The 20,443-nt window shown below is 66.5% G+C and carries 15 protein-coding genes; 8 read left to right on the forward strand and 7 right to left on the reverse strand.

All coding sequences use genetic code 11. The features are described 5' to 3' along the window. Positions 1–83 precede the first annotated feature (83 nt). A complete protein-coding gene (locus tag NLR35_RS28085) occupies positions 84–563 on the reverse strand; it encodes an Hsp20 family protein (protein ID WP_257169788.1) in 480 nt (159 codons plus the stop codon). A 192-nt stretch (positions 564–755) separates the two neighbouring features. On the opposite strand from NLR35_RS28085, the gene NLR35_RS28090 reads away from it, so the two are divergent. Together NLR35_RS28090 and NLR35_RS28095 are read left to right on the forward strand one after the other, a co-directional pair. After that, positions 756–1,703: an alpha/beta fold hydrolase gene (locus NLR35_RS28090; RefSeq protein WP_257169789.1), complete on the forward strand. Its 948-nt coding sequence runs from the start codon at positions 756–758 to the stop codon at positions 1,701–1,703. 75 nt (positions 1,704–1,778) lie between these two features. Further along, positions 1,779–2,627, forward strand: a complete 849-nt coding sequence (locus NLR35_RS28095; protein ID WP_257169790.1) for a tetratricopeptide repeat protein — start codon at positions 1,779–1,781, stop codon at positions 2,625–2,627. On the opposite strand, the gene NLR35_RS28100 is transcribed toward NLR35_RS28095, so the two are convergent. Further along, entirely contained in the window at positions 2,617–3,327 is a 711-nt protein-coding gene (locus NLR35_RS28100; RefSeq protein ID WP_257169791.1) for a hypothetical protein, read from the reverse strand. The genes NLR35_RS28095 and NLR35_RS28100 overlap by 11 nt on opposite strands. 79 nt (positions 3,328–3,406) lie before the next feature. After that, on the reverse strand, positions 3,407–4,609 hold the full coding sequence (locus NLR35_RS28105) for an ABC transporter substrate-binding protein (RefSeq protein WP_257169792.1): 1,203 nt from the start codon (positions 4,607–4,609) through the stop codon (positions 3,407–3,409). 148 nt (positions 4,610–4,757) lie between these two features. On the opposite strand from NLR35_RS28105, the gene NLR35_RS28110 reads away from it, so the two are divergent. The 3 genes from NLR35_RS28110 to NLR35_RS28120 all read left to right on the forward strand — a co-directional run bounded on the left by NLR35_RS28110 (position 4,758) and on the right by NLR35_RS28120 (position 6,923). Beyond that, entirely contained in the window at positions 4,758–5,432 is a 675-nt protein-coding gene (locus tag NLR35_RS28110; RefSeq protein WP_257169793.1) for a GntR family transcriptional regulator, read from the forward strand. Positions 5,433–5,591: 159 nt separating this feature from the next. Continuing rightward, a complete protein-coding gene (locus tag NLR35_RS28115; protein ID WP_257169794.1) occupies positions 5,592–5,915 on the forward strand; it encodes an immunity 53 family protein in 324 nt (107 codons plus the stop codon). A gap of 147 nt (positions 5,916–6,062) precedes the next feature. After that, complete coding sequence (locus NLR35_RS28120) at positions 6,063–6,923, forward strand: methyltransferase domain-containing protein (RefSeq protein ID WP_257169795.1); 861 nt, start codon at positions 6,063–6,065, stop codon at positions 6,921–6,923. A 94-nt stretch (positions 6,924–7,017) separates the two neighbouring features. Here the strand turns inward: NLR35_RS28120 and NLR35_RS28125 are convergent, their stop codons facing one another. Together NLR35_RS28125 and NLR35_RS28130 are read right to left on the reverse strand one after the other, a co-directional pair. Next, complete coding sequence (locus NLR35_RS28125; RefSeq protein ID WP_257169796.1) at positions 7,018–8,577, reverse strand: TadE/TadG family type IV pilus assembly protein; 1,560 nt, start codon at positions 8,575–8,577, stop codon at positions 7,018–7,020. Positions 8,578–8,852: 275 nt separating this feature from the next. Continuing rightward, positions 8,853–10,559: a sensor histidine kinase gene (locus NLR35_RS28130; RefSeq protein ID WP_257169797.1), complete on the reverse strand. Its 1,707-nt coding sequence runs from the start codon at positions 10,557–10,559 to the stop codon at positions 8,853–8,855. A gap of 797 nt (positions 10,560–11,356) precedes the next feature. Between NLR35_RS28130 and NLR35_RS28135 the strand changes: the two genes are divergently transcribed. Then, positions 11,357–11,506, forward strand: a complete 150-nt coding sequence (locus NLR35_RS28135; protein WP_006610101.1) for a hypothetical protein — start codon at positions 11,357–11,359, stop codon at positions 11,504–11,506. Positions 11,507–12,387: 881 nt separating this feature from the next. On the opposite strand, the gene NLR35_RS28140 is transcribed toward NLR35_RS28135, so the two are convergent. After that, positions 12,388–13,275 carry a LysR family transcriptional regulator gene (locus NLR35_RS28140; protein ID WP_257169798.1) on the reverse strand — a complete coding sequence of 296 codons (888 nt, stop codon included), beginning with the start codon at positions 13,273–13,275 and terminating at the stop codon, positions 12,388–12,390. 124 nt (positions 13,276–13,399) lie between these two features. Here NLR35_RS28140 and NLR35_RS28145 point away from each other — a divergent pair, with 124 nt between their 5' ends. Both NLR35_RS28145 and NLR35_RS28150 read left to right on the forward strand, forming a co-directional pair. Then, positions 13,400–14,989, forward strand: a complete 1,590-nt coding sequence (locus NLR35_RS28145; protein WP_257169799.1) for an NADH-quinone oxidoreductase subunit L — start codon at positions 13,400–13,402, stop codon at positions 14,987–14,989. Between the two features lie 13 nt (positions 14,990–15,002). Next, positions 15,003–17,528 (forward strand): YbcC family protein, encoded by a 2,526-nt coding sequence (locus tag NLR35_RS28150; protein WP_257169800.1) that lies wholly within the window; start codon positions 15,003–15,005, stop codon positions 17,526–17,528. 47 nt (positions 17,529–17,575) lie between these two features. On the opposite strand, the gene NLR35_RS28155 is transcribed toward NLR35_RS28150, so the two are convergent. Beyond that, entirely contained in the window at positions 17,576–20,386 is a 2,811-nt protein-coding gene (locus NLR35_RS28155; protein WP_257169801.1) for a di-heme-cytochrome C peroxidase, read from the reverse strand. Positions 20,387–20,443 lie beyond the last annotated feature (57 nt).

Raw genomic sequence — 20,443 nt, forward strand, 5'->3', positions numbered from 1 at the left:
ATCAGCACAGCCCAATCCCCGCGCACAAAAAAACGCCCCGGTTGCCCGGGGCGTTCGTATTCCTACAGAGCTGTGCTGGCCGGTTACGCGGCGGCCTTCTCGGCGGTGCCTTCGATCGCCGGCTGCTCGGAGCCTTGCGCCTGGGTCGAAATCGGAATCGACCGCGGCTTCTTGGCCTCGGGGATCTCGCGGACGAGGTCGACGTGGAGCAGGCCGTTCTCGAGGCTGGCGTTCTTCACCACCACGTGGTCGGCGAGCTGGAACGAGCGCTCGAAGGCGCGGGCGGCGATGCCGCGATACAGCACCTCGCTCTTCTTGCCGTTCTCGTTGGCGGCTTTCTCGCCCTTGATCGTCAGCGTGTTTTCCTTCGCGACGAGGGAGAGCTCATCCTTGCCAAAGCCGGAGACGGCGACGGTGATCCGGTAGGCGTTCTCACCGGTGCGCTCGATATTGTAGGGCGGATAGCCGGGGGTCGTCTCGGCGGTCGCCTGGTCGAGCAGCGAAAACAGACGGTCGAAGCCGACGGTGGAACGATAGAAGGGGGTGAGATCGTAGGTACGCATGGTCAAAGTCCTCCATTGAGCGACTGTTGGCAAACCCGCCCGCCATCGGGCCGGGCTGTCGTGCAGCCATAACGGCCTGCACGATCTCGATATGGGTCGGGCGGTTGGACCTTCAAGAGCCCCCAACACCCGCTCTTTTTGCCGCTCCACCTCTTGATTCCCATCAGCATTCACCTATTCGATGGGCGCCTCATGACGCTCGTCTCGATTCCCGCCAATCCCGTCCCCGAGAACGCCACCGCCGGCACCATCAAGACTCCTGATGGCGCCGAGCTGCGCTTCGCGCGCTGGGCGCCGCCGGCCGGGCGCAAGGGCACCGTCTGCGTGTTCACCGGCCGCAGCGAGTCGATCGAGAAGTATTTCGAGACCGTGCGCGATCTACGCGACCGCGGCTTTGCCGTCGCCATCATCGACTGGCGCGGCCAGGGGCACTCGTCGCGTCGCCTGCGCGATTCCCGCAAGGGCTACGTGCGCTCGTTCTCCGACTACGAGCTCGACGTCGAGACCTTCATCACCGAGGTCGTGCTGCCGGACTGTCCGCCGCCTTACTTCGCGCTGGCGCATTCGATGGGCGGCACCGTGCTGCTGCGGCTCTCCCATGCCGGCAAGCGCTGGTTCGACCGCATCGTGCTGTCGGCGCCGATGATCGACCTGCCGGGCAAGCGCACCGCGCTGCCGGCGCGGCTGCTGCTGCGGGCGATGCGGATCGCGGGGCAGGGCGGACGCTACGTGCCCGGCGGCAATGACGAGATCAGCGGCCTGGCGCCGTTCGTCAACAACCCCTTGACCTCCGATCCCGTGCGTTATGCGCGCAACGCCGCGATCCTCGAGGAGGACCCGACACTCGGCATCGCCTCGCCGACGGTGGCCTGGGCCGACGCCGCGTTCTCGGCGATGGCGACCTTCCGCGGCATGACCTACCCCTCACAGATCCGCCAGCCGATCCTGATGCTGGCGGCCTCCAGCGACACGGTGGTGTCGACTGCCGCGATCGAGGAGTTCGCCTATCATTTGCGCGCCGGCTCGCATCTCGTCATCGCCGGCGCCAAGCACGAGATCCTGCAGGAGCAGGACCGCTACCGCTCGCAGTTCTGGGCCGCCTTCGACGCCTTCGTGCCGGGCACGCCGCTGTTCGGGTGAGGCGCCGTTGCTGGACACCCCATCGCCGATCGGGCTAGAGCTAGCGGCGGTTTCCACGCATCGTAACGGCTGATCGTGAGCAAGGCGCCGACCAGATTGCAGGCCCAGGCGCTGCAGGAAGCGATCCACGCGCTGCGTGCGCGACAGTTCGCCCGCGCCGAGCAGATAGCAGCGTCCATCCTGCGCAACGTCAAGACCGATCGCGCCGCATTGCTCGTCCATGCCCATGCGCTGCTCGGCCAGCAGCGCGCCAGCGAGGCGATCGCGCCGTTGGAGAAGGCGGCGCTGCGCGGCCCTGATCCAGAGCTGGAGACGTTGCTGGGGGCCGCGCTGTGTGAGTCCCGGCGCGTCGCCGATGGTCTCGCGCAATTGCGCAGGATCGCGGCGCGGCGTCCGCCCTACCTGCCGGCGTTCCAGGAGCTCGCGGGACGGCTGGCGAAATCCGGCCAGCTCGGTGATGCGATCGGCGTCATCGAGGAAGCGCTGGCGCTGGCGCCCGACAGCGTCGACCTCAAGCTCGATCTCGGGCGGCTCTGCCTGCAGGCCAATCAGCGCGCCCGCGCACGAGACAACTTCGTCGCGGCGCGCGACGCCGCGCCTGGCCGCCCCGACATCCTGATCGAGCTCGCCTGGGTGCTGTTCCTTGACGGCGACTATGCCGAGGCGGCCGGGACCTACAAGCACGCGCTCGGCCTGCGCCCCGAGGACACCCAGACCCGCGCCAATCTTGCGATGTGCCTGATGGAGCTGGGCGACCGCGCCGGCGCTGAGGCCGCCTTGCGCACGGTCATGCGCGGCCGGCCGCATCTGCTCAGCCGCGCGGCCTATACGATGGCCGTGAGCTCGCATGGCCGCTTCTTCTTCCGCCTAAGCGACGCCGCCAGATTCCTCGGTGCCGATGGGGCAGGGACGGTCAAGCCCTGAACTGCTTGCGGTACAGGCCCTGCTCGCGCTTGAGCGCGTCACGCACCGTGTGAATCTCCTGAACCTCCGCATCGGTGAAGGCCGAGGTCTGCATCGTCCACGCCTGCCGCTTGACCGGGATGCATTGCGCGACCGGCGTTCCCTTGGGCAGCACGCCGCGAAACGCCGTGTCGTGCCAATGCGCCGGGAAATGCACGAAGCTGTCGTGGAAGCGGTCACTGTCGACGAGGCCGGTTACGGTCGTGAACGGCAGGTCGAAGCGGTTCAGAGGATGGGTGAACAGCAGCGACCAGCCCTCCGGCGCCTGGATCGTCCAGAGATTGTGAAACTTCAGCAGGAAGCGGTCGGCCTCGAACAGCGGCGATCCCGTGACTTGCGCGACATCATGAAAGCTGACCGGTGAGCGCGGAAAATCGATCGCGCCGCCCGGCGGCAGCTCATGGTCCCAGCTGATGCCGCCATCCTCGACCCGGAGATCGCAGACCAGCGGAATCAAAAAGCCCGCCGTCATCGCATCGATGAAGGGCGGGCAGCGCTTGACCGTCTGCTCCTCCGCCTGGTTGAGCGCGCTGAACGCGGTCGCGGGCATCGCCTTGACCCAGTCGGGAATGCCCATCGGCGCCGGCACCGGCTGCGGGATCAGGCCTTCGAGCTCCCGGGGGCAGCGGAATTTCAGCGTGAGGGCATCAGTCTCGGACATCGCGCCGCGGCTCTCCTGTGGTCGACAGGAGAGGTCTACGCCCTCTGCGCCGAAACTCCAACCGGCCGCTACTTGCCCGTTACTTGGTCGACAGCACCTCGCCGAAGCGCTCCCATTGCTTGCCGGTGAAGCGCATGAACTGCACCTGTTCGACCGGCAGGTGGTCGCCCTCGGACGTGTTGACCTTGATGCCCGGCAGCAGCATCGGCAGCTCCAGATCCTTGATCGACAGCGCCTGCTTGAGGATGTTCTCGCGCGACAGGTCGTTGCCGGCGGCCTTCAGCACGTGCTCCAGCACCATGCCGTTGTTGTAGCCGTTGACGTAGTTGGAATCGCGGATGTCGCCATCGGGCACGTATTTCGCCATGTAGTCGCGCCAGCCCTTGACGCCGGCATCGTCGGCCCATGCCGGATCGAGCGGGTCCTTCACATAGGCCGTCGAGATGATGCCGGTGCCCGCATCGAGCCCGGCCGGCTCCATCACCGAGGATATCCACACCGAGACGTTGGTCAGAAACGTCATCGGCCGCCAGCCGATCTCATGGGTCTTGCGGATCGCCTGCGCGGCGAATTTCGGCGTGGCTGCGATGATCAGCGCGTCGGCGCCGCTCGATTTCAGCTTCACGATCTGCGAGTCGATGGTCGGCTCGGTCGGCTCGTAGCTCGCCACCGTGACCGCCGTATCGAAGCGCTCGCCGAGCACGTCCTTCAGCCCGGCGAGATAGTCGCGGCCGAAATCGTCATTCTGCGCGAGAATGGCGAAGGTCGCGTCCGGCTTCTTCTGCAGCGCGTAGCGCGCATACATCCGCGCCTCGTTGCGGAACGGCGCCATCACGCCCATCAGCGTCAGCGGAAACTGCTGGGCATCGCCGAACTTCGAGGCGCCGGAGGCCACGAACAGCTGCGGCACCTTCTTGCCCTGAAGATATTTGGCAATGGCCGTGTTGTGCGCGGTGCCCATGGTCGAGAAGATGAAGGAGACCTCGTCGCTCTCGACCAGCCGCCGTGTCTGCTCCACCGTCTTCGGCGGCACGTAGCTGTCGTCGAGCGAGAGCAGGTTGACCTTGCGGCCGTTGATGCCGCCGCGATCGTTGACCATCCTGAAGTAGGCGACCTCGCCCTTGCCGAGGATGCCGAACGCCGACACCGGCCCGCTATACGGCATGGTCTGGCCGATGCGGATTTCGCTCGCGGTGATGCCGGGCGGATCCTCCGCCCAGGCGGGCAGCACGGACGCGGACGAGATGACGGCCAGCCCTGCGGCTGCGATGGCACGTCGCATGGATACCTCCCTGGTCACCGCGCTGACGGCGGCATTGGCGGGGAAGCTTAGGGGTGTCCGGGCCCTCCAGCAATGAAAATATATTTTCCTGGAAAAATCTATTTTCTGTTCTGATAACGTGCCCCCCCGAATCCATCGGGATGAGTCCATGTCCGCCAGCGCCACCCAGACCGCCTATGAGCAGCTGCGCGCCAGTCTGCTGGCCGGCCTCTATCAGCCCGAGGAGAAGCTGAAGATCAGCGAGCTCGGCGCTTCCTTCTCGGTCAGCCCCGGCGCGATCCGCGAGGCGCTGGCGCGGCTGACGGCGGAGGGCCTAGTCATCGCGATGCCGCAGCGCGGCTTCCGCGTCGCGCCGGTGTCGGTCGCCGATCTGCGTGATCTCACCGACATGCGCATCGAGATCGAGACCAAGTGCCTGCGCCGCGCGATCGCCAACGGCGACCTCGCCTGGGAGACGGCGGTGGTTGCCGCCCATCACCGTCTCGCGGCGACGCCGATCGCCACCGCCGATGGCCGCTTCTCGCCGGCCTGGATGCTCGCGCATGGCGATTTCCACACAGCCCTCGCCCAGGCCTGTGGCAGCGCCTGGATGATGCGGGTGCGCGATCTCTTGTTCGTCCACAACGAGCGCTATCTCGAGCTCGCCCGCAAGGCCGACCGCGGCAACCGCGACGCCGCGCGCGAGCATCGCGAGCTGATGGAGGCGGCATTGGCACGCGACACCGAGCGCGCGGTGACGATCATGACGGTCCATCTCGGCAACACCCGCGACACGATCGAGGCTGCGCTGCTTGCAACCACGGCGATGAGCGCGGCGAGGTGACGTCCACGAAAGCATGTCCGGACAATGTGCTCTGGCTGCTCTCGCGAAGATCGGCGGGTTGAGTCATCCTGCTCCGGCCACGCTGGATCCAGATGCGTGCAACTGACGTTTCCGACCCGCTTCGACACGGGCCGCAGTGCCCCAATGAATGAGATGCAGATGCGGGATCAGCGCGCGCCTCTGAAGGCCCTCGAGGATTGGTACGCCTCCCAATGCGACGGCCATTGGGAGCATCAGTACGGGATCAAGATCGGAACCCTCGACAACCCGGGATGGGCTCTCAGGATCGATCTCTCCTCCACGGATCTGGCCGAGCGCCCGTTCGCGGAGGTGAGGGTTCAGGGCGACGACGATGATGATTGGTGCCACTGCCGCGTCCGCGGCGCGGTATTCGAAGCCTATTGCGGCCCGCATCATCTGGACGACGTCATCTCGATCTTCCTCGCATGGGCGATTGCGGCCGCGCGGGAGGCAAAGCATTGAGAGTGACGCGGCAGATCTGATGCCGATTTTGAGGTCCGTATTTTGCGACCCCGGCGAACAGATGTGTGAGCGGTATTTTAGTACATCAAGGCGCGGAAGCGTTGTAAGGTCCGGCTTGCTCGTCAGCATCGCCCGCGAGGCCGCGCCGTGGACCAGTCGGAAAAATATCGCACGTTCTACGCCAAGCTGATCTGCACGGCCGCCAAGCTCGACGATCCCAGGATCGAGGAGGCGTTCCGCAGCATCAAGCGCGAGCCCTTCGCTGGACCGGGGCCCTGGTGGATAACCCTCGGCGGCCATTCCTATGTGCAGACGCCCGACGATGATCCGGCGTTTCTCTATCAGAACCTGCTGCTCGCGCTGGACCATGAGCGCGGCATCAATATCGGCCAGCCCAGTGCGCATGCGATGTGGCTGGGAGCCTGCAACGTCAAGCCCGCCGAGACCGTGCTGCAGGTCGGGGTCGGCAGCGGCTACTACACCGCGATCCTCGCGCATCTGGTCGGCGCGCAGGGGCGCGTCCATGCCTATGAGATCGACGAGGCGATGGCGGCGCGGGCGCGCGAGAACCTCGCGGATCTGCCGCAGGTCGAGCTGCGTATGCAATCCGGAGCCGTCTCGGACCTGCCGCAGGCCGACCTGATCTACGTCTGTGCCGGCGCGGCGCAGCCGAGCCGCTCCTGGCTCGATGCCTTGCGGACGGGCGGCCGGCTGCTGTTCCCGCTGGCTCCGCAGGGCGTGTTCGGCGGCATGCTGCTGATGACCCGCCCCGACCAGGGCGCGGTGTGGCCGGCTAGATTTGTCAGTCGCGCCGGCTTCATCGGCTGCGTCGGGCTTCAGGACGATGAGACCGGCCGCCGTTTGAGCGCGGCCTTTGCGACCGATTGGGCCGCGGTGCGCTCGTTGCGCCTCGATGGAGCGCCTGACGAGAGCTGCTGGTTCGCCGGCGACGGCTGGTGGCTGTCGACCGCGGAGGCGCCGGTATCCTCCGATCTGCCCGGAGCATGATCCGCGACGCTGATCTTCCCAGGTGCCGAGGATTTCGTGCCGATGGTTTCGCGCCGCGATCGCTCCATCACCAGAGCACGACGCAGCGCTGGTCTCATCGGGTGAGATGCGCTTCCGAGACCGCGTGATTGAACATCGCATTCAGCGCCGACGTGATGTCGGCCGGCGTGTTCGCCGTGTAGAAGAATCCGGGCGATGCGCAGGCCTGCAGGCTGGGCGGAATGTTGGGGATGTTGTTGTTGGCATAGTCGTCTTCGTCGCCGGCGAAGGACGCATTGACCGGATTGATCGGCTGATAGGGAATATAGAGCACCGAGATGATGATGCCGCGGTTCTTCAACGGCGTGCATGAGGTGGCCGCATTGATCGTGGTGGCATGATTGCTGCCGGACCATGAGCCGTTGGGCACCCCCTTCACCTGCGGATCCTGCGCACCGTCGGTCACGAGGAACACATAGGGCAGGGTGTTGGTGGTGGCACTGCCGTTGCCGACACTGGTGATCAGGTTGTTGACGCTGGAGAGCGCCGTGTCGATGTGCGTGCCGCCCGAGCCGAGCGAGGCGTTGGTGTTCGTGTCGAGCAAGGTCGCGAGGTTCGCCGCAGCGTAGTTGATGGTCGTCGAATCGCTGATCGAGCCGCTGATGTTGGTGGTGAGCGGATAGTAGGAATAGAGATAGCGGATGAACGGGTAGAGCCCGATCCGGAACTGGTTGGTGACCTTCTTGGTGTTGTTCGCCGTCACGAACAGCTGATTGACGGCATAACCTACCGCGTCCAGGCGGAGCTGGATGCAGGCATCCGTCCCGTCGGTCGGGCAGTTCGCAACCGTTGGCAACTTGTTGTAGAGCGAGTTCGGCAGCCCGGACACGATCGTCGAGGGAAGCTGAACGCGCTTGGGATTGTTGTTGTTGGTGGTCAGCAGGCTCTTGTAGCCGCTTTGGCTGACGCGCGAGATCGCATAGCCGAGGCAATAATTGTTGGTCGGGTAACCTTGCGTGCCTGAATCCGTGCAGGCGCTGTTCTGCGGAGAGAAGTGGCAGGCCAGCGTGCAGCCGGTGGGATATTGCCTGTAGTTGTCGGGGCTGATCGCCTGCATGCGCTGCGCTTCCGCCGTCGTCGAGGGCAGGCCCATCGAGCCCGACACGTCCAGGGTCAGATAGAAGTCGAGATACAGCGGCAGCGTGACGGAGGACGACGAGCGTCCGGTGAGCGTCAGATTTGGATACCCGATCACGCCCAGGAACGTCGTCGGCATGGTGGCGGTGAACTGGACCTGCGACGTCAGGGATGCCCCGCTCTTGGTGACGGTGCTGCTTTCAGCCGTCAACGTATAGCCTTGGATCGTGGAGGCGTTGCCCTTGAAGATGCTGTTGGCTTCCGCGACACCAGCGCTCACCGATCCGTCCGCGGTCATCGCCATGGCTGCTGCATAGCCGGCGGAGTTGACTGCGATCGAGGCGATGCTCGCGGCATCCGCTGCGGATTGCAGCTTGACCTTTAGCCGCATCGCCATGGAGTAGTCGGTCGCGCAGCCGATCGCCGCCAGGATCGGTAACAGGGCTATCGAGAACGTGACGGCGATGTTGGCCCTGCGATCCCGGAGGAAGAGCGCCGTGAGGGCCGCGGCCCGGCGCAGTCGTCGGCTGTTACCCACGCTTGTCCTCCAAGATCCCGTCAAGATCCCGTCCCCTGTCCGGTCCGGTGACTTGCTCTTCGTTGACCCATGTCCGCGCTGAGGATGGGCCGGGGCCTCCGGCGCCCCTGGTCGGGTTTGCGCACGGGCAGTCGCAAGTTCGGACGCCGTGCGACAAAATATCGCGCATGGACCTTTCGTTCGAGTTTAAGTCCTTGAGAAGTTTGGAGGTTTTATAGTACTTCTACGCGGCAAAGTTCCCGCCGCGGCCTCAGGTCGCTCAGCCCCGGGTACAGTCATGACGCCCAGTCAGGCGACTGCGGATCTGCAGGGAGCGTGGGACTCAGGCGGTCAACCGGGGGCTCACCGGCGCGCTCCTCCTGCACTCCGAACTGCATCGCGCAGCGCAGGCCGCCCGGATCGAAGTCGAGCGTGACGGACCAGCCGGTCTCGGAGCCGAACATGCGCGTGATCATCTTGGTGCCGAAGCCGCGCCGCGTCGGCTTGCGGACCAGCGGCCCGTCGCGTTCCGTCCAGACCAGCCGGACCATGCCGCTCTCCTGGCCGGTCCAGGCGATGTCGAGCTTGCCCGCGGGCGTGGAGAAGGCGCCGTATTTGGCGGCGTTGGTGCTCAACTCCTGGATCGCGGCCGACAGCGCCAGCGTCAGCTTGGGCGGCAGCAGCAGGCGGGAGCCGTTGATGGTGAGACGGTCGGGGCCGGCATAGGGCGCCAGCGTGCGGTCCACGATCGCCCTGACGTCGGCGCCGACCCAGTTGTTCTCGGTTAACAGATTATAGGCCTCGGACAGCGCAAGGATACGCGCCTCGAACGCAACGACATAGTGCTCGATGTCATCGGCACTCGCGCGCGACAGGCGCGCGATGGATTGTACGGTCCCCAGCGTATTCTTCGCGCGGTGATTGATCTCGTCGAGCAGGTCGCGCTGCTGGCGCAGGGCGCTCGCCAACTCGCCGCCCACCTCGTAGAGCACGTGCTTCATGCGGTTGACTTCGGCGATCCGCCCCATCCGGGGCGCGACGGCGCCGGCCTGCAGCCCCGACACGTAGCGCTCCAGATCAGCGAACTCGGCGACGAAACGATGCGCGAGCAGGCGTGCCAGCACCATGCCGAGCGCAAAGGTGAAGACGGTGAGCGCCACGATCCATTCGATCGTCCTATGCAAGGGCCCGTCAATGGCGTCGCGAGGCAGAGCGAGATTGACGGTCCAGCCGCTCTGCTCGGAGCGCAGCAGCGACGTGTAGGTCGGGACGCCGGCTCGCGAGACCGCCTTGATCCACCATGCCGCGGCCTGTCCGATATGCGCCCGGACCGCCGGGATCGTCGGCTGGCCGATCAGGTCGTCGTCGCCCAGCAACGGCCGCCGCGCGAGCAGCAGCCCTTGCTGATCGATGATGCTGCCGACGAGATCGCCCGACACGTAGTCGTCCATCAAGGTGGACAGATAGCGCGGCGACAGTCCGACGTTCAGGGCATAGCGGATCTCCCCGGCGATCCGCACCGGTACGGCGATCGTGACGATGGCCTGGCCATCGACCACCGCCTTCTGCAGGCCCGAGACTTGCGGACGGCCGGTGTCGATCGCGCGCCGCTCGGCATCGAAGGAGACGCGCTTCGGCAGCGGCGTTCCCGGCTCGAGCCGGGTGTTGACGAGCTGCTGCCCGTCGGGCTGATACAACGCGATCGCCACGCCGCCGATCAGCTTCACCGCGTCGACCGCGTGGTCCCTGAATTCCTCATAGCGGCCTTCCGCGAGCAGCGGCGACAGCGCCAGGATCTGCAGATCCTCGATGATGTTGGCGAGGCGCAGCTCGGTCGCGTTGCGCATCAACCGCAGCCTGTCCTCATATTCGACCTTGCGACATTGCGAGGATTCCGCGACGAAGTGATGGGCGAGAAACGCCGCGCAGGCGGTGATCGGAACGGCGGTCGCGAGCGCGAGAACGAGGAGGTAGGCCGAGATGGGCCAGGTCCCGGACCTCATGGCGATCCGCAATGCCCCACGAGACACGACATCTCCTCCCCCGCTCGCGCGGTTCAACGCTCCTGCCCGGGGCGTCGTCAATCTGCTCTTGCGATGAAAGCTGCCGGCCGCGGCGGAACCCGAACTACCATGTGGAACTTTTGTTCCAGCGATTCTGACGCGCTTCAGCCGCTGACGATTGATCGCGTTGTTGTCCTCGCCTGTCAACCACAACCGCCGCTCCGCTGCGGAGACAGCCTCGAAAGCGAGCATGGCGAAACACCCCGAGGTCTGCGCGGCCGCAAGGTGCGTGGACGGCGAGAGACGGCGCGCCACCCCATGAGCCCGGGATCGTCTGCCGGCGGCGCCGCGCCGGACGACATTGCGCCCGCAGGTGGGAACGATGGGCGCGATCCCACTCTATTAGTTGACGACGGACGTCGCCATCGGCGGCGATCCATGAGTCGCCGGCGACGTGGCTCGCGTCCCAACCGGCCGCCCGATCGGCGTGCGCCGCGTGCTGCACGTCCTGGTGAAGGTTGCCGGACGATTCGCCTTGAAGTCGCTGCTCTCTCTGCGGCAAATCCAGTTTCGCCCAACGAGAAGTTGTCGGGTCGCGCAACTTGTTAGTGCGATGCGCCGGGCTTCCGGCGAAGTAATTAGATGGCGCCGGTCACAGTTAAGCGGTCTTCACGCCCGCCCTGCGGCCCATTCAACGATACGTTCACTACGTGGCGATCCCACTGCCGTTGGAAACTCGCCGGTAACGCGCCGTCGCTCTAGTGATGCTCATTCAAGACATTCAGGAGGAGACATTCATGTTGAAGATGATTGCGCGCAAGCTGCTCGGCCCTCATGCTCTCAATTCCGGCTTCGGCCTGGTGACGATGTTCGCGTTGACGGGCGTCGTCGCCTCGCTGGTGCTGGTTCAGCGCGGTATCGACGTCAGCCCGCCCGGCATGTTCTGACCGGGCCGCTCAAAAGCTGCGGCCAGCTCGCAAGCAGAGCTGCAAGCTGGTCGCATGACGTTTTATCTCTCGGCACGGTCGATGCCGCCGCAAGTCAAATGGCCCGATTTGCCCGACGGGCGCGCGCCGCAAAATCCTGTCCAGCCCTGCCGCCAAAAATATTCTGATTTACAAAAATCCGAATTCGTGTAGTCTGCGCGGCGTCCAGTCTCCGCGAGGAGGGGCGTATCGCGGTCGTCACGAGCGTGGGAGGCTGGATGCGGTGGGCACGGCGGGTCGCAGCGTGATGATTCATGCCGACGAACGATCCGACGGGCACGGTGAAATCGCGTGGTCCTGGCGCCCCGATGCTGGCGTCAAGCTCGTGCGCTCCTGATGAGGCGCGCGGGTGACGGTGGCTACAAGCCCGGACACCGGGGAGAGCGCGTATAAGCCGTAACGCCATCGCGCAGGGAAGGCCGGGTCTGTCCGGCTGAACCTGTGGTTCCTGCCCCGTGCATTCTTTCCGCACGGGGGCCACGGGCCTCAGTCGAGGTCCGGCCTTCCCTGCGCCCTCCTGTTAGAAGCGGAGGGTGATGATGCGCAAAGCTCGGGCGGATGCCGTCGCGAGAGCGCGATCCCGTGTGTTTGTCGCTGTTTGACATCCGTGTAGTATGTCCATGGAGATCTAGTGCGGTGCTGACGAATGTGCCCTCTCCCCTTGCGGGAGAGGGCATGTAGGAAAGCGCGGCAGACTCGCTTGGGTGAGGGGTATTTCTCCACGAGTGCGCTCGCGGAGAGATGCCCCTCACCAACTGAGCGCGTGGAAAAACCTGCGATGCCCTCTCCCGCAAGGGGAGAGGGCGCTGTATCAGGCCGCGTCCACCATCGCGGCTCATAGCTCACCCCGCCTTCTTGCCGCGCGAGCCGATCAGCTCGGCGACCAGCGGGTTCGGGTAGCGGCGCTGCTGGCTCACCGCGAAGAACTGCTCCTTCAGCTCGCTGAGCCGCGCGCGCTCGACCAGCACGCCGGAGCGCAGTTCGTCGATCACGACGATCGACGGCACCAAGGTGACCGTGCCGCTCTCGCGCGCCATCAATCGCAGCATCGCCATGTCGTCGACCTCGGCGGCGATGACCGGACGAATGCCGCTGGAGCCGACCAGCGCATCGAAGGCGGAGCGCAGCGCGCTGCCGCGGCCGGGCAGGATCACCGGCGTCGTCGCCAGATCCTGCGGAAAGCGGAAGCGGGCGGCCTTGGCAGGCTTGCGGCTGACCAGGCTGACGCGCTGCTCGTCGATCAGCGTGTTCTCGAAATTGCTGCGCGTGTCCGGCGCGGCCGGATGGTTAGCGAGCACGAGGTCGAGCTTGTGGGCATCGAGCTGCTCCAGCAGGTCGGCGAACTGGCCGGTGCGGATGATCAGCTCGACATCGCCACGCCCGATCAGCGGCTTGAGGAATGCGATCTGGAAGTTGCGCGACAGATTGGCCGCCGCGCCGACCCTCAGCAGCTGCCGTCCCGGGCGCAGGCCCGACAGCGTCTCGATCAGCTCATGGCCGGACTTGAACACGCTGCCGGCATAGTCGAGCGCGATGCGGCCCGCCTCCGTCAGCTGCAGCGAGCGGCCGGTGCGTTCGAACAGCTTCTGGCCGAGCTGGTCCTCGAGCGCCTTGACCTGCACCGACAGCGAGGAGGGCGAGACGTTGAGGCGCTGCGCGGCGCGGCTCATGCTGCCCTCGCTGGCGATCATCCAGAAATAGCGCAGGTGGTGGTAGTTCAGATGCGGCATGGTGATCGTTCTATATTTTCTAACGATCAGGTTCAATGATTGAAATTTTAAGAAGGCATCGGGGCCGTTAAGACGAAGGGCAATCGTCTCATTTGATCAACCGTCCGAGCCGCCAATGCCGCCAATGACCCAGCTCCTTCCCTGTCTCGCGGCGCTCGCGCCGCTCACACTCGCCCTTGCCGTCCTCCTGGGCACGGAGGCCGGCGCCCGCGCCGTCGCCACCCGTGCCATCGTCGCCGCCGCGATCGCCTTCGGCATCGCCACGGCCGCGAGCCTCGCCGCCGCCGTGCTCGGGGCAGGGCGCACGCCGCTGCTCGGCGCCTACGGGCTCGGCCTGTCGCTGCAGCTCGATGCGCTCGGGGCGATCCTCTCCGTGCTGGTCAGCTTCATCGGCCTGGTCGTCATCCGCTACAGCCGCAACTATCTCGACGGCGATCCCGGCCAGGTCAGGTTCATGCGCTGGCTGCTGCTGACGCTCGCGGCGGTGCTGCTGCTGCCGATCGCGGGCAATGTGGTGCTGCTGTTTGCCGCCTGGGTCGCGACCAGCCTGGCGCTCGGCAAGCTGCTGTTGTTCTACGAGACGCGGCCCGCCGCGATCCGCGCCTCGCGCAAGAAGTTCGTGGCGAGCCGGCTCGGCGACGCCTTCCTCGCGACAGCGGCCGTGCTGCTCTACATCCGGTTCGGCACGCTGGAGATCGCAGGCCTCGCCGCGCACGCCCGGGCGGGCGAAGGCGCCGGCTCGGCGATCGTCACGATCGCAGCGCTCCTGATCGTCGCGACTGCGATGCTGAAATCCGCGCAGCTGCCGCTGCATGGCTGGCTGATCGAGGTGATGGAGACACCGACGCCGGTGTCGGCGCTGCTGCATGCCGGCATCATCAATGCCGGCGGCTTCCTGGTGCTCCGGCTCAGCGACGTGCTGCTGCTGGCGACCCCGGCGCTCGACGTGCTTGCGGTCGTCGGCGGCGCCACCGCGCTGTTCGGCTCGCTGGTGATGCTGACTCAGACCTCGGTGAAGGTGCAGCTCGCCTATTCCACGGTGGCGCAAATGGGCTTCATGCTGCTGCAATGCGGACTCGGCGCCTTCTCCGCGGCGCTGCTGCACATCGTGGCGCACTCGCTCTACAAGGCGCACGCCTTCCTGTCGTCGGGCAGCATCATCGATCTCGCCCGGGCGTCGTGGACGCCGAGCCCCGGCGGCCAGCCGCATGCGGCACGGCTGATCCTGGCGCTGGTCGCGGTGATCGGTCTGGCGCTGCTGACCGGGCTTGCCTTCGGCATGACCCTGCGCAGCAACCCGGCGCAGATCGCGCTCGGCTCGGTGCTGCTGATGGGGCTGGTGCACCTGATGGCCAACGCGATCGACGAGCGGCCGAATGCCTTCGTCGTCGCCCGCGCCGCGGTGACCGCAGCCGGCGTTGCGGTCGTGTACTTCGCGCTGCAGGCGGGCACGGCCTGGCTGGTCGGCGGCAGCATCCCCGCATCGCGGCCGGTCGACGGCGTCGTGCCGATGCTGATCGCATCTGCCGTGGTGGTCTCGTTCGCGGCCGTCACCGTGTTCCAGAACCAGATGATGCGCCGCGCCGACGCACCGTTCTGGATCGCAGCCTACATCCACCTGCGCAACGGCCTCTATCTCAACACCCTCGCCAACCGCCTCGTGCTGACGTGGTGGCCGCGCAGCTCGACCTCGCACCTTCCGTCCAAGCCGTGAGCCGGAGATCAAGATGACCCAGGCTGCCCTCGCCATGTCCATGACCGACCCGATCGACACCACCGCCGAGGCCGGGCTGATGGCCCGCATCGACAGCGCCTGCGGGCGGGTCGCGCCGCTGTGGCCGCTGAAGCACTTCGTCGCCGTCAACCCGTTCCTCGGCTTCACTTCGCAGAGCTTCGCCGCCACGGCTGCGACGTTCGAGCGCGTGGTGCGGACGCGGATGCTGATGCCGCGCGCCTACTATCGGCAGGCGCTCGACGACGGCCGGATCGACGATGCCGCGCTGGCGCAGGCGATCCAGCAGCATCCGACGACGGGGCTCGAGGTCGATCAGCTCAAGCAGAAGGCGCGCGCCGAGGCTGGGCCGTCATCGCCGCCCGCCGTCGTGGCGACCGTCGCCGAGGTGCTCGACCGGCTCGCCGCGGGCGATCGCTACGTCTCGCTGGTCGCCTTCATGATCGACGAGATCTCGGCGTTCTGCGCCACCTATTTCGACGAGGGACAGGCGAGCTGGCCAACTCCGGTGCGCAAGCTCAAGCCGTACGCCGCGTGGCGGACGATCGCGGCCTATGACCGCAATCCGGAAATGATGGGGCTCACCGGCTTCCGCAAGGCGATCGCCGAGTTGCCGGCCGATCCGGTGCAGGCCATCGGCGTGATCGTCGAGCGGCTCGGCATCCCCGAGCGCGCGGTCGAGGACTATCTGGTGCGGGCGCTGTTCGATCTCGGCGGCTGGTCGGCCTATGCGCGCTACATCGGCTGGAATGCAGAGCTCGACGGCCAGCGGGACGATACGCTGCTGGAGCTGCTGGCGATCCGGCTCGCCTGGGGCTACGCGTTGTTCAAGGCGCGCACCGACGCCGCATTCAAGATGGCCTGGGCGCAGGCGATGGAGGAGGCGGCGCGGCTGCCGGCCGATCATCGCCTGGATGAGACGCCCGAGCTCGCCATCGACCTGCTGCTGCACGAGGCCTATGAGATCGCCTTCCGGAACGGGCTGGTCGCCAAGCTCGCCGCTCACGGCTCGCCTGCACCAACCACCAGGCTTCCGGCGCGGCCGCCGGTGCAGGCCGCGTTCTGCATCGACGTGCGCTCGGAGATCTTCCGGCGCGCGCTGGAGACCGCCTATCCGGAAGCCGAGACCATCGGCTTCGCCGGATTCTTCGGCTTCCCGATCGAATACGTCCCGATCGGCCACAGCAAAGGCGGCGCGCAGTGTCCCGTGCTGCTGAAGCCCGCCTTCATCGTCTGCGAGGCCGTCAAGGACGCCGATGATGTCGAGCAGGCCGAGGTGCTCGGCCTGCGGCTGCTGCGGCGGCGCGCGGCCAAGGCGTGGAAGTCGTTCAAGGTCTCGGCCGTGTCGTCGTTCTCCTTCGTCGAGACCGCCGGCCTCGGCTTCGCCGCCAAGATCGCAACTGATAGCGCGGGCGTGACGCGGCCGGTGCCGTCGCCGGTCGTCGATGGTCTGGATCCCGAGATCGCCGCGCGCGTCCAGCCGCGGCTCGTGCCGGGCGAGCTCGCCGGACGGGCGACCGGCTTCACCGATCCGCAGCGGGTCGCGATGGCCGAGGCGGTGCTCAAGGCGATGTCGCTGACCGGGCCGTTCGCGCGGCTCGTGCTGCTCGCCGGTCACGGCAGCACAACGGTCAACAATCCGCATGCGTCGGGACTCGATTGCGGCGCCTGTGGCGGCCACACCGGAGAAGCCAATGCGCGGGTGGCCGCCGGAGTGCTCAACGATTGGCGTGTGCGCGAGGGGCTGCGGGCCCAGGGCATCGACATCCCCGCGGACTGCTGGTTCATCGGCGCGCTGCATGACACCACCACCGACGCGGTGACCTTGTTCGACGAGGACGACGTTCCGTCCGCGCTCGCGCCGGACCTGCAGCGACTGAAGCAGAAGCTGGCGGACGCTGCGCGGCTGGCGCGGCTCGAGCGCAGCGCGCTGCTCGGCATCGCGGATAAGTCCAACGTCGATGACGCCGTGATCGCGCGCAGTCGCGACTGGTCGCAGGTGCGGCCGGAATGGGGGCTCGCCGGCAACACGGCCTTCATCGCTGCGCCGCGGGCCTTCACGCGGGAACTCGACCTCGGCGGCCGCGCCTTCCTGCACTCCTATGATCAGGCGCGCGACGACGGCTATCGCACGCTCGAGCTGATCATGACGGCGCCGATGGTGGTCGCGAGCTGGATCAATCTGCAATACTACGGCTCGACCGTGAACAACGCCGCCTTCGGCAGCGGCAACAAGGTGCTGCACAACATCGTCGGCCAGCTCGGCGTGCTCGAAGGCAATGCCGGCGATCTCCGCGTCGGGCTACCCTGGCAGTCCGTGCATGACGGCAGCCGCTTCATCCACGAGCCGGTGCGCCTGAACGTCTTCATCGCCGCGCCGGAGGCTGCGATGGACGAGGTGATGCAGCGTCACCAGGGCGTGCGCGATCTCGTCGTCAATGGCTGGGTGATGCTGCATTCCCTCGGGGAGCAGGGACCGATCCGGCGCTGCGTCCGTCCCGGCGAATGGAGGGCGGCATGACAGCGACGGCGCGCCTCGCCATCGGCAAGGCGCACCGCGTGATGGCCTCACAGCGTCTTCAGGTACTCGATCAGGTCCCAGCGCTCCTCCTCGGAGAACGCGCCTCCGAGGACGCCGTTCGGATAGTCCTTGGGATTGGGCTTGGTCGGCCCCTCGAAGGAATGGCCGAGCGTGCTGTTGCCCTTGATCGGCTTGCCGCTGCCGTCCTTGCTGGCGAACACGGACTGCCCAACCTTGCATGCCGTCTCGCCGCCCTTGGCCACGTCAAAGCCGACATGCTTGGGATCATAGTCGCGGGCGCCCTGGCAGAACGAGGTCGGCCGCTCAGCCGCCGGCGTCAGCAGCCAATACAGCGACGGCACCGAGCCATTGTGCAGATACGGCGCGGTCGACCAGACGCCGTTGAGCGGACGGGCGCGGTAGGTCTTGCCGGCGGGATTGGGACAGTTCGGGCGATCCCCCCACAGCGCCGCCTGCTCGGCCGGGGAGAGCTTGCGGTCCTCCATCCACTTGTCGCTGGCGCGTTGCACGACGGCCATCAGCGCCAGCGCGTAGGGCATCTCGGTGGTTGAGCCCTGCGGCAGATTGCAGCCCTTCAGGTCCTTGGCCGGATCGACCTGGAGGAAGCCGGGCACCTTGACCTTGCGCGTGGCAAGAATGCTGGCCTGTCCGGGATCGGTCTGCATGACCTCGACGGGCTTCTGCATCAGGTCGAGGATCGGCCCCTTGGCGCTCCAGCCCTTCGTTTCCCAGTCATCGGCAGGCTTGATCTTCCAGAAGCTCTTGTCCGGATAGGTCTTGTCGAACACGGGATCGGCGACGGGGCCGAGGTGACATTCGACGCAGATCGTCGCGTAGATCTTGCGGCCGCGCTCGACGCGGGCCGGATCGATCTTCCAGGCGTCGTCGCCGGCGAACAGCTTCTCCGGCCATTTCGGCGACGTCAGTCCGCCGAAGGCCGGCGTCGTCGTCGCGAACGGATCGGGGCCGCGCAGCATGTCCTCGATATGGGTGAGGTTCTCGACCGCCATGGTCGACCGCCACAGCTTCTCGCTCGCGGTCTCCGGCGAGAAGTTGATCTGCGCCGACACGCCGAGCGCCTCGCCGGCATTGCGGATCAAAGGCTGCGAGATCGAGCCGTCATACTGCGCCCAGGAGAACCAGGGCACGGTCCAGATCGGCGGATAGGACACCGGCGCGTCGATGGCCTCCTGGTTGCCGAGCATGTCCGGCAGGCCGCTCACGGCCATGTCGAGATAGAACACCTGGTTGCCGATGCGGTTGAGCGCATCGAGCCGGCCGAAGCCCTCCTCGGTCTCGGTCTGGCCCTTCGCCTCGATCGCCGTCTGGTAGTTCTTGGCCTGCATGTTGAGCGCAAAGTCGGTCGCCGCCTTCAGCCCCTTCTTGAGGGCATCGCGATCGGCATCCGTGGCGTTCGGCCCGAGCACGCGATCGGCAAAGCGCGCGAAGCGGCCGGGCACGTATTGCGTGAAGATCATCGCAAAGCCCATCGCCTCTTCCAGCTTGCGCAGGTCGACCATTCCCGGGCCGCCGTCGAAGCGCACGCTGACGCCCTTGTAGTGGATGCTGCCGGTGTGACAGGCCGCGCAGGTCAGGCCGATCTTGTCCGACTGTGCGGCGCCCGTGGCCGGATCGGTCGCGCCGGAGAGCCGGGCGAAGCCGACCGGCAGGCCGCCTTCATTGCCGGCCGGCGTCGGCTTCAGGCTGGCGGGCAGCACGGGCGCGATATCGGTCCTGGCAGCCGTCGTGGCCGCGTAGCCGAACGCGCGAAGCGCGCTGGGATCACCGTCGACGCTCTTCGGACTGGGAATGAAGCCGAAGCGCTCGAGATAGGCGCTGTCGGAGATCAGGCCGGGCGTGCCGAACAGCGACAGATAAGGCTGCTCCATCGCCATGAACCAGGTGTAGGGAATCGGGAAGGTCGCCGTGCCCTGCGTGACATGGTGGAACCAGTGCCGGTCCTTGGTGGTCCAGCCCTGGTCGAGCCAATAGGCGGCCTTGGTCGGCTCGGCCTCCGGCAGCGCCGGCGGAATCAGGGCCGCAGCCTTCTTCGGCAGGATAGCGCTCAGCTTGTCGCTGACCGCGTCCGGCGCAGCCACCCAGGCGAGCAAGACCGCGACCGCAGCCAGCACCGCCGTGCCGACGACGGCCTTGCCGATCCGCCAGATGATGTTGGCGGGGGTCGGCTTGGCCATCAGGCGCGAGACGATGCGTTGCGGAAAACGGCGCTCGACGAACAGCGTGCGGACCTCGGCGACCGACAGATAGCGGCCGTCGCCTTCGCCCTTGCCCAGGATGTTGAGCAGCACCGGCCATTCGCCCTGCATCAGGATCGGGAAGTACCAGCGCGCCTGGTCGCCGTCGCGCTGCAGATTGGCCTTCATGAAGGTCTGGATCTGCGCTTTGTTGAGGCCGTGCTCGGTGCCGCCATTGGGATCAGGATAGTCGCTGCCGAAGCTCGCGAACCGATCGATCTCCTCGGGATGGACCTTGGCCTCGGCATCGAGGATGCGCGAGCCGCCGCCATGCTTGTCGAGCGGACCGTTGCGCAATTCGTCGAGATCGGCGCCAGAGACCATGCTCTTCAGCAGCCGCAGCGGCGAAAGGCCGTTGGCAATCAGTGCGACGCCGAAGGTCTCGATGCCGACGATGCGCCTCTTGAAGCCGGTCTCACCACTGGCCGCCTCGACCTGATGACCGATCGTCTTCAGCGGGACGCTGTGTCCCTCGACGAAGCCGCCGGCCACGAGCGCGCGCAGGAACGGACAGGGATTATTGGCGGAAACGGGGACTTGTCCCGGCAGGGCGTCACGGACGCGGGCGCTGTCTTCTTGCATCGTGCGACATCCTTGAAAAGCACCTGAGTGATGAAAACGGGTACGCAAACAAACAAG

This window comes from Bradyrhizobium sp. SRS-191 (assembly GCF_024586915.1).
Classification (GTDB): Bacteria; Pseudomonadota; Alphaproteobacteria; order Rhizobiales; family Xanthobacteraceae; genus Bradyrhizobium.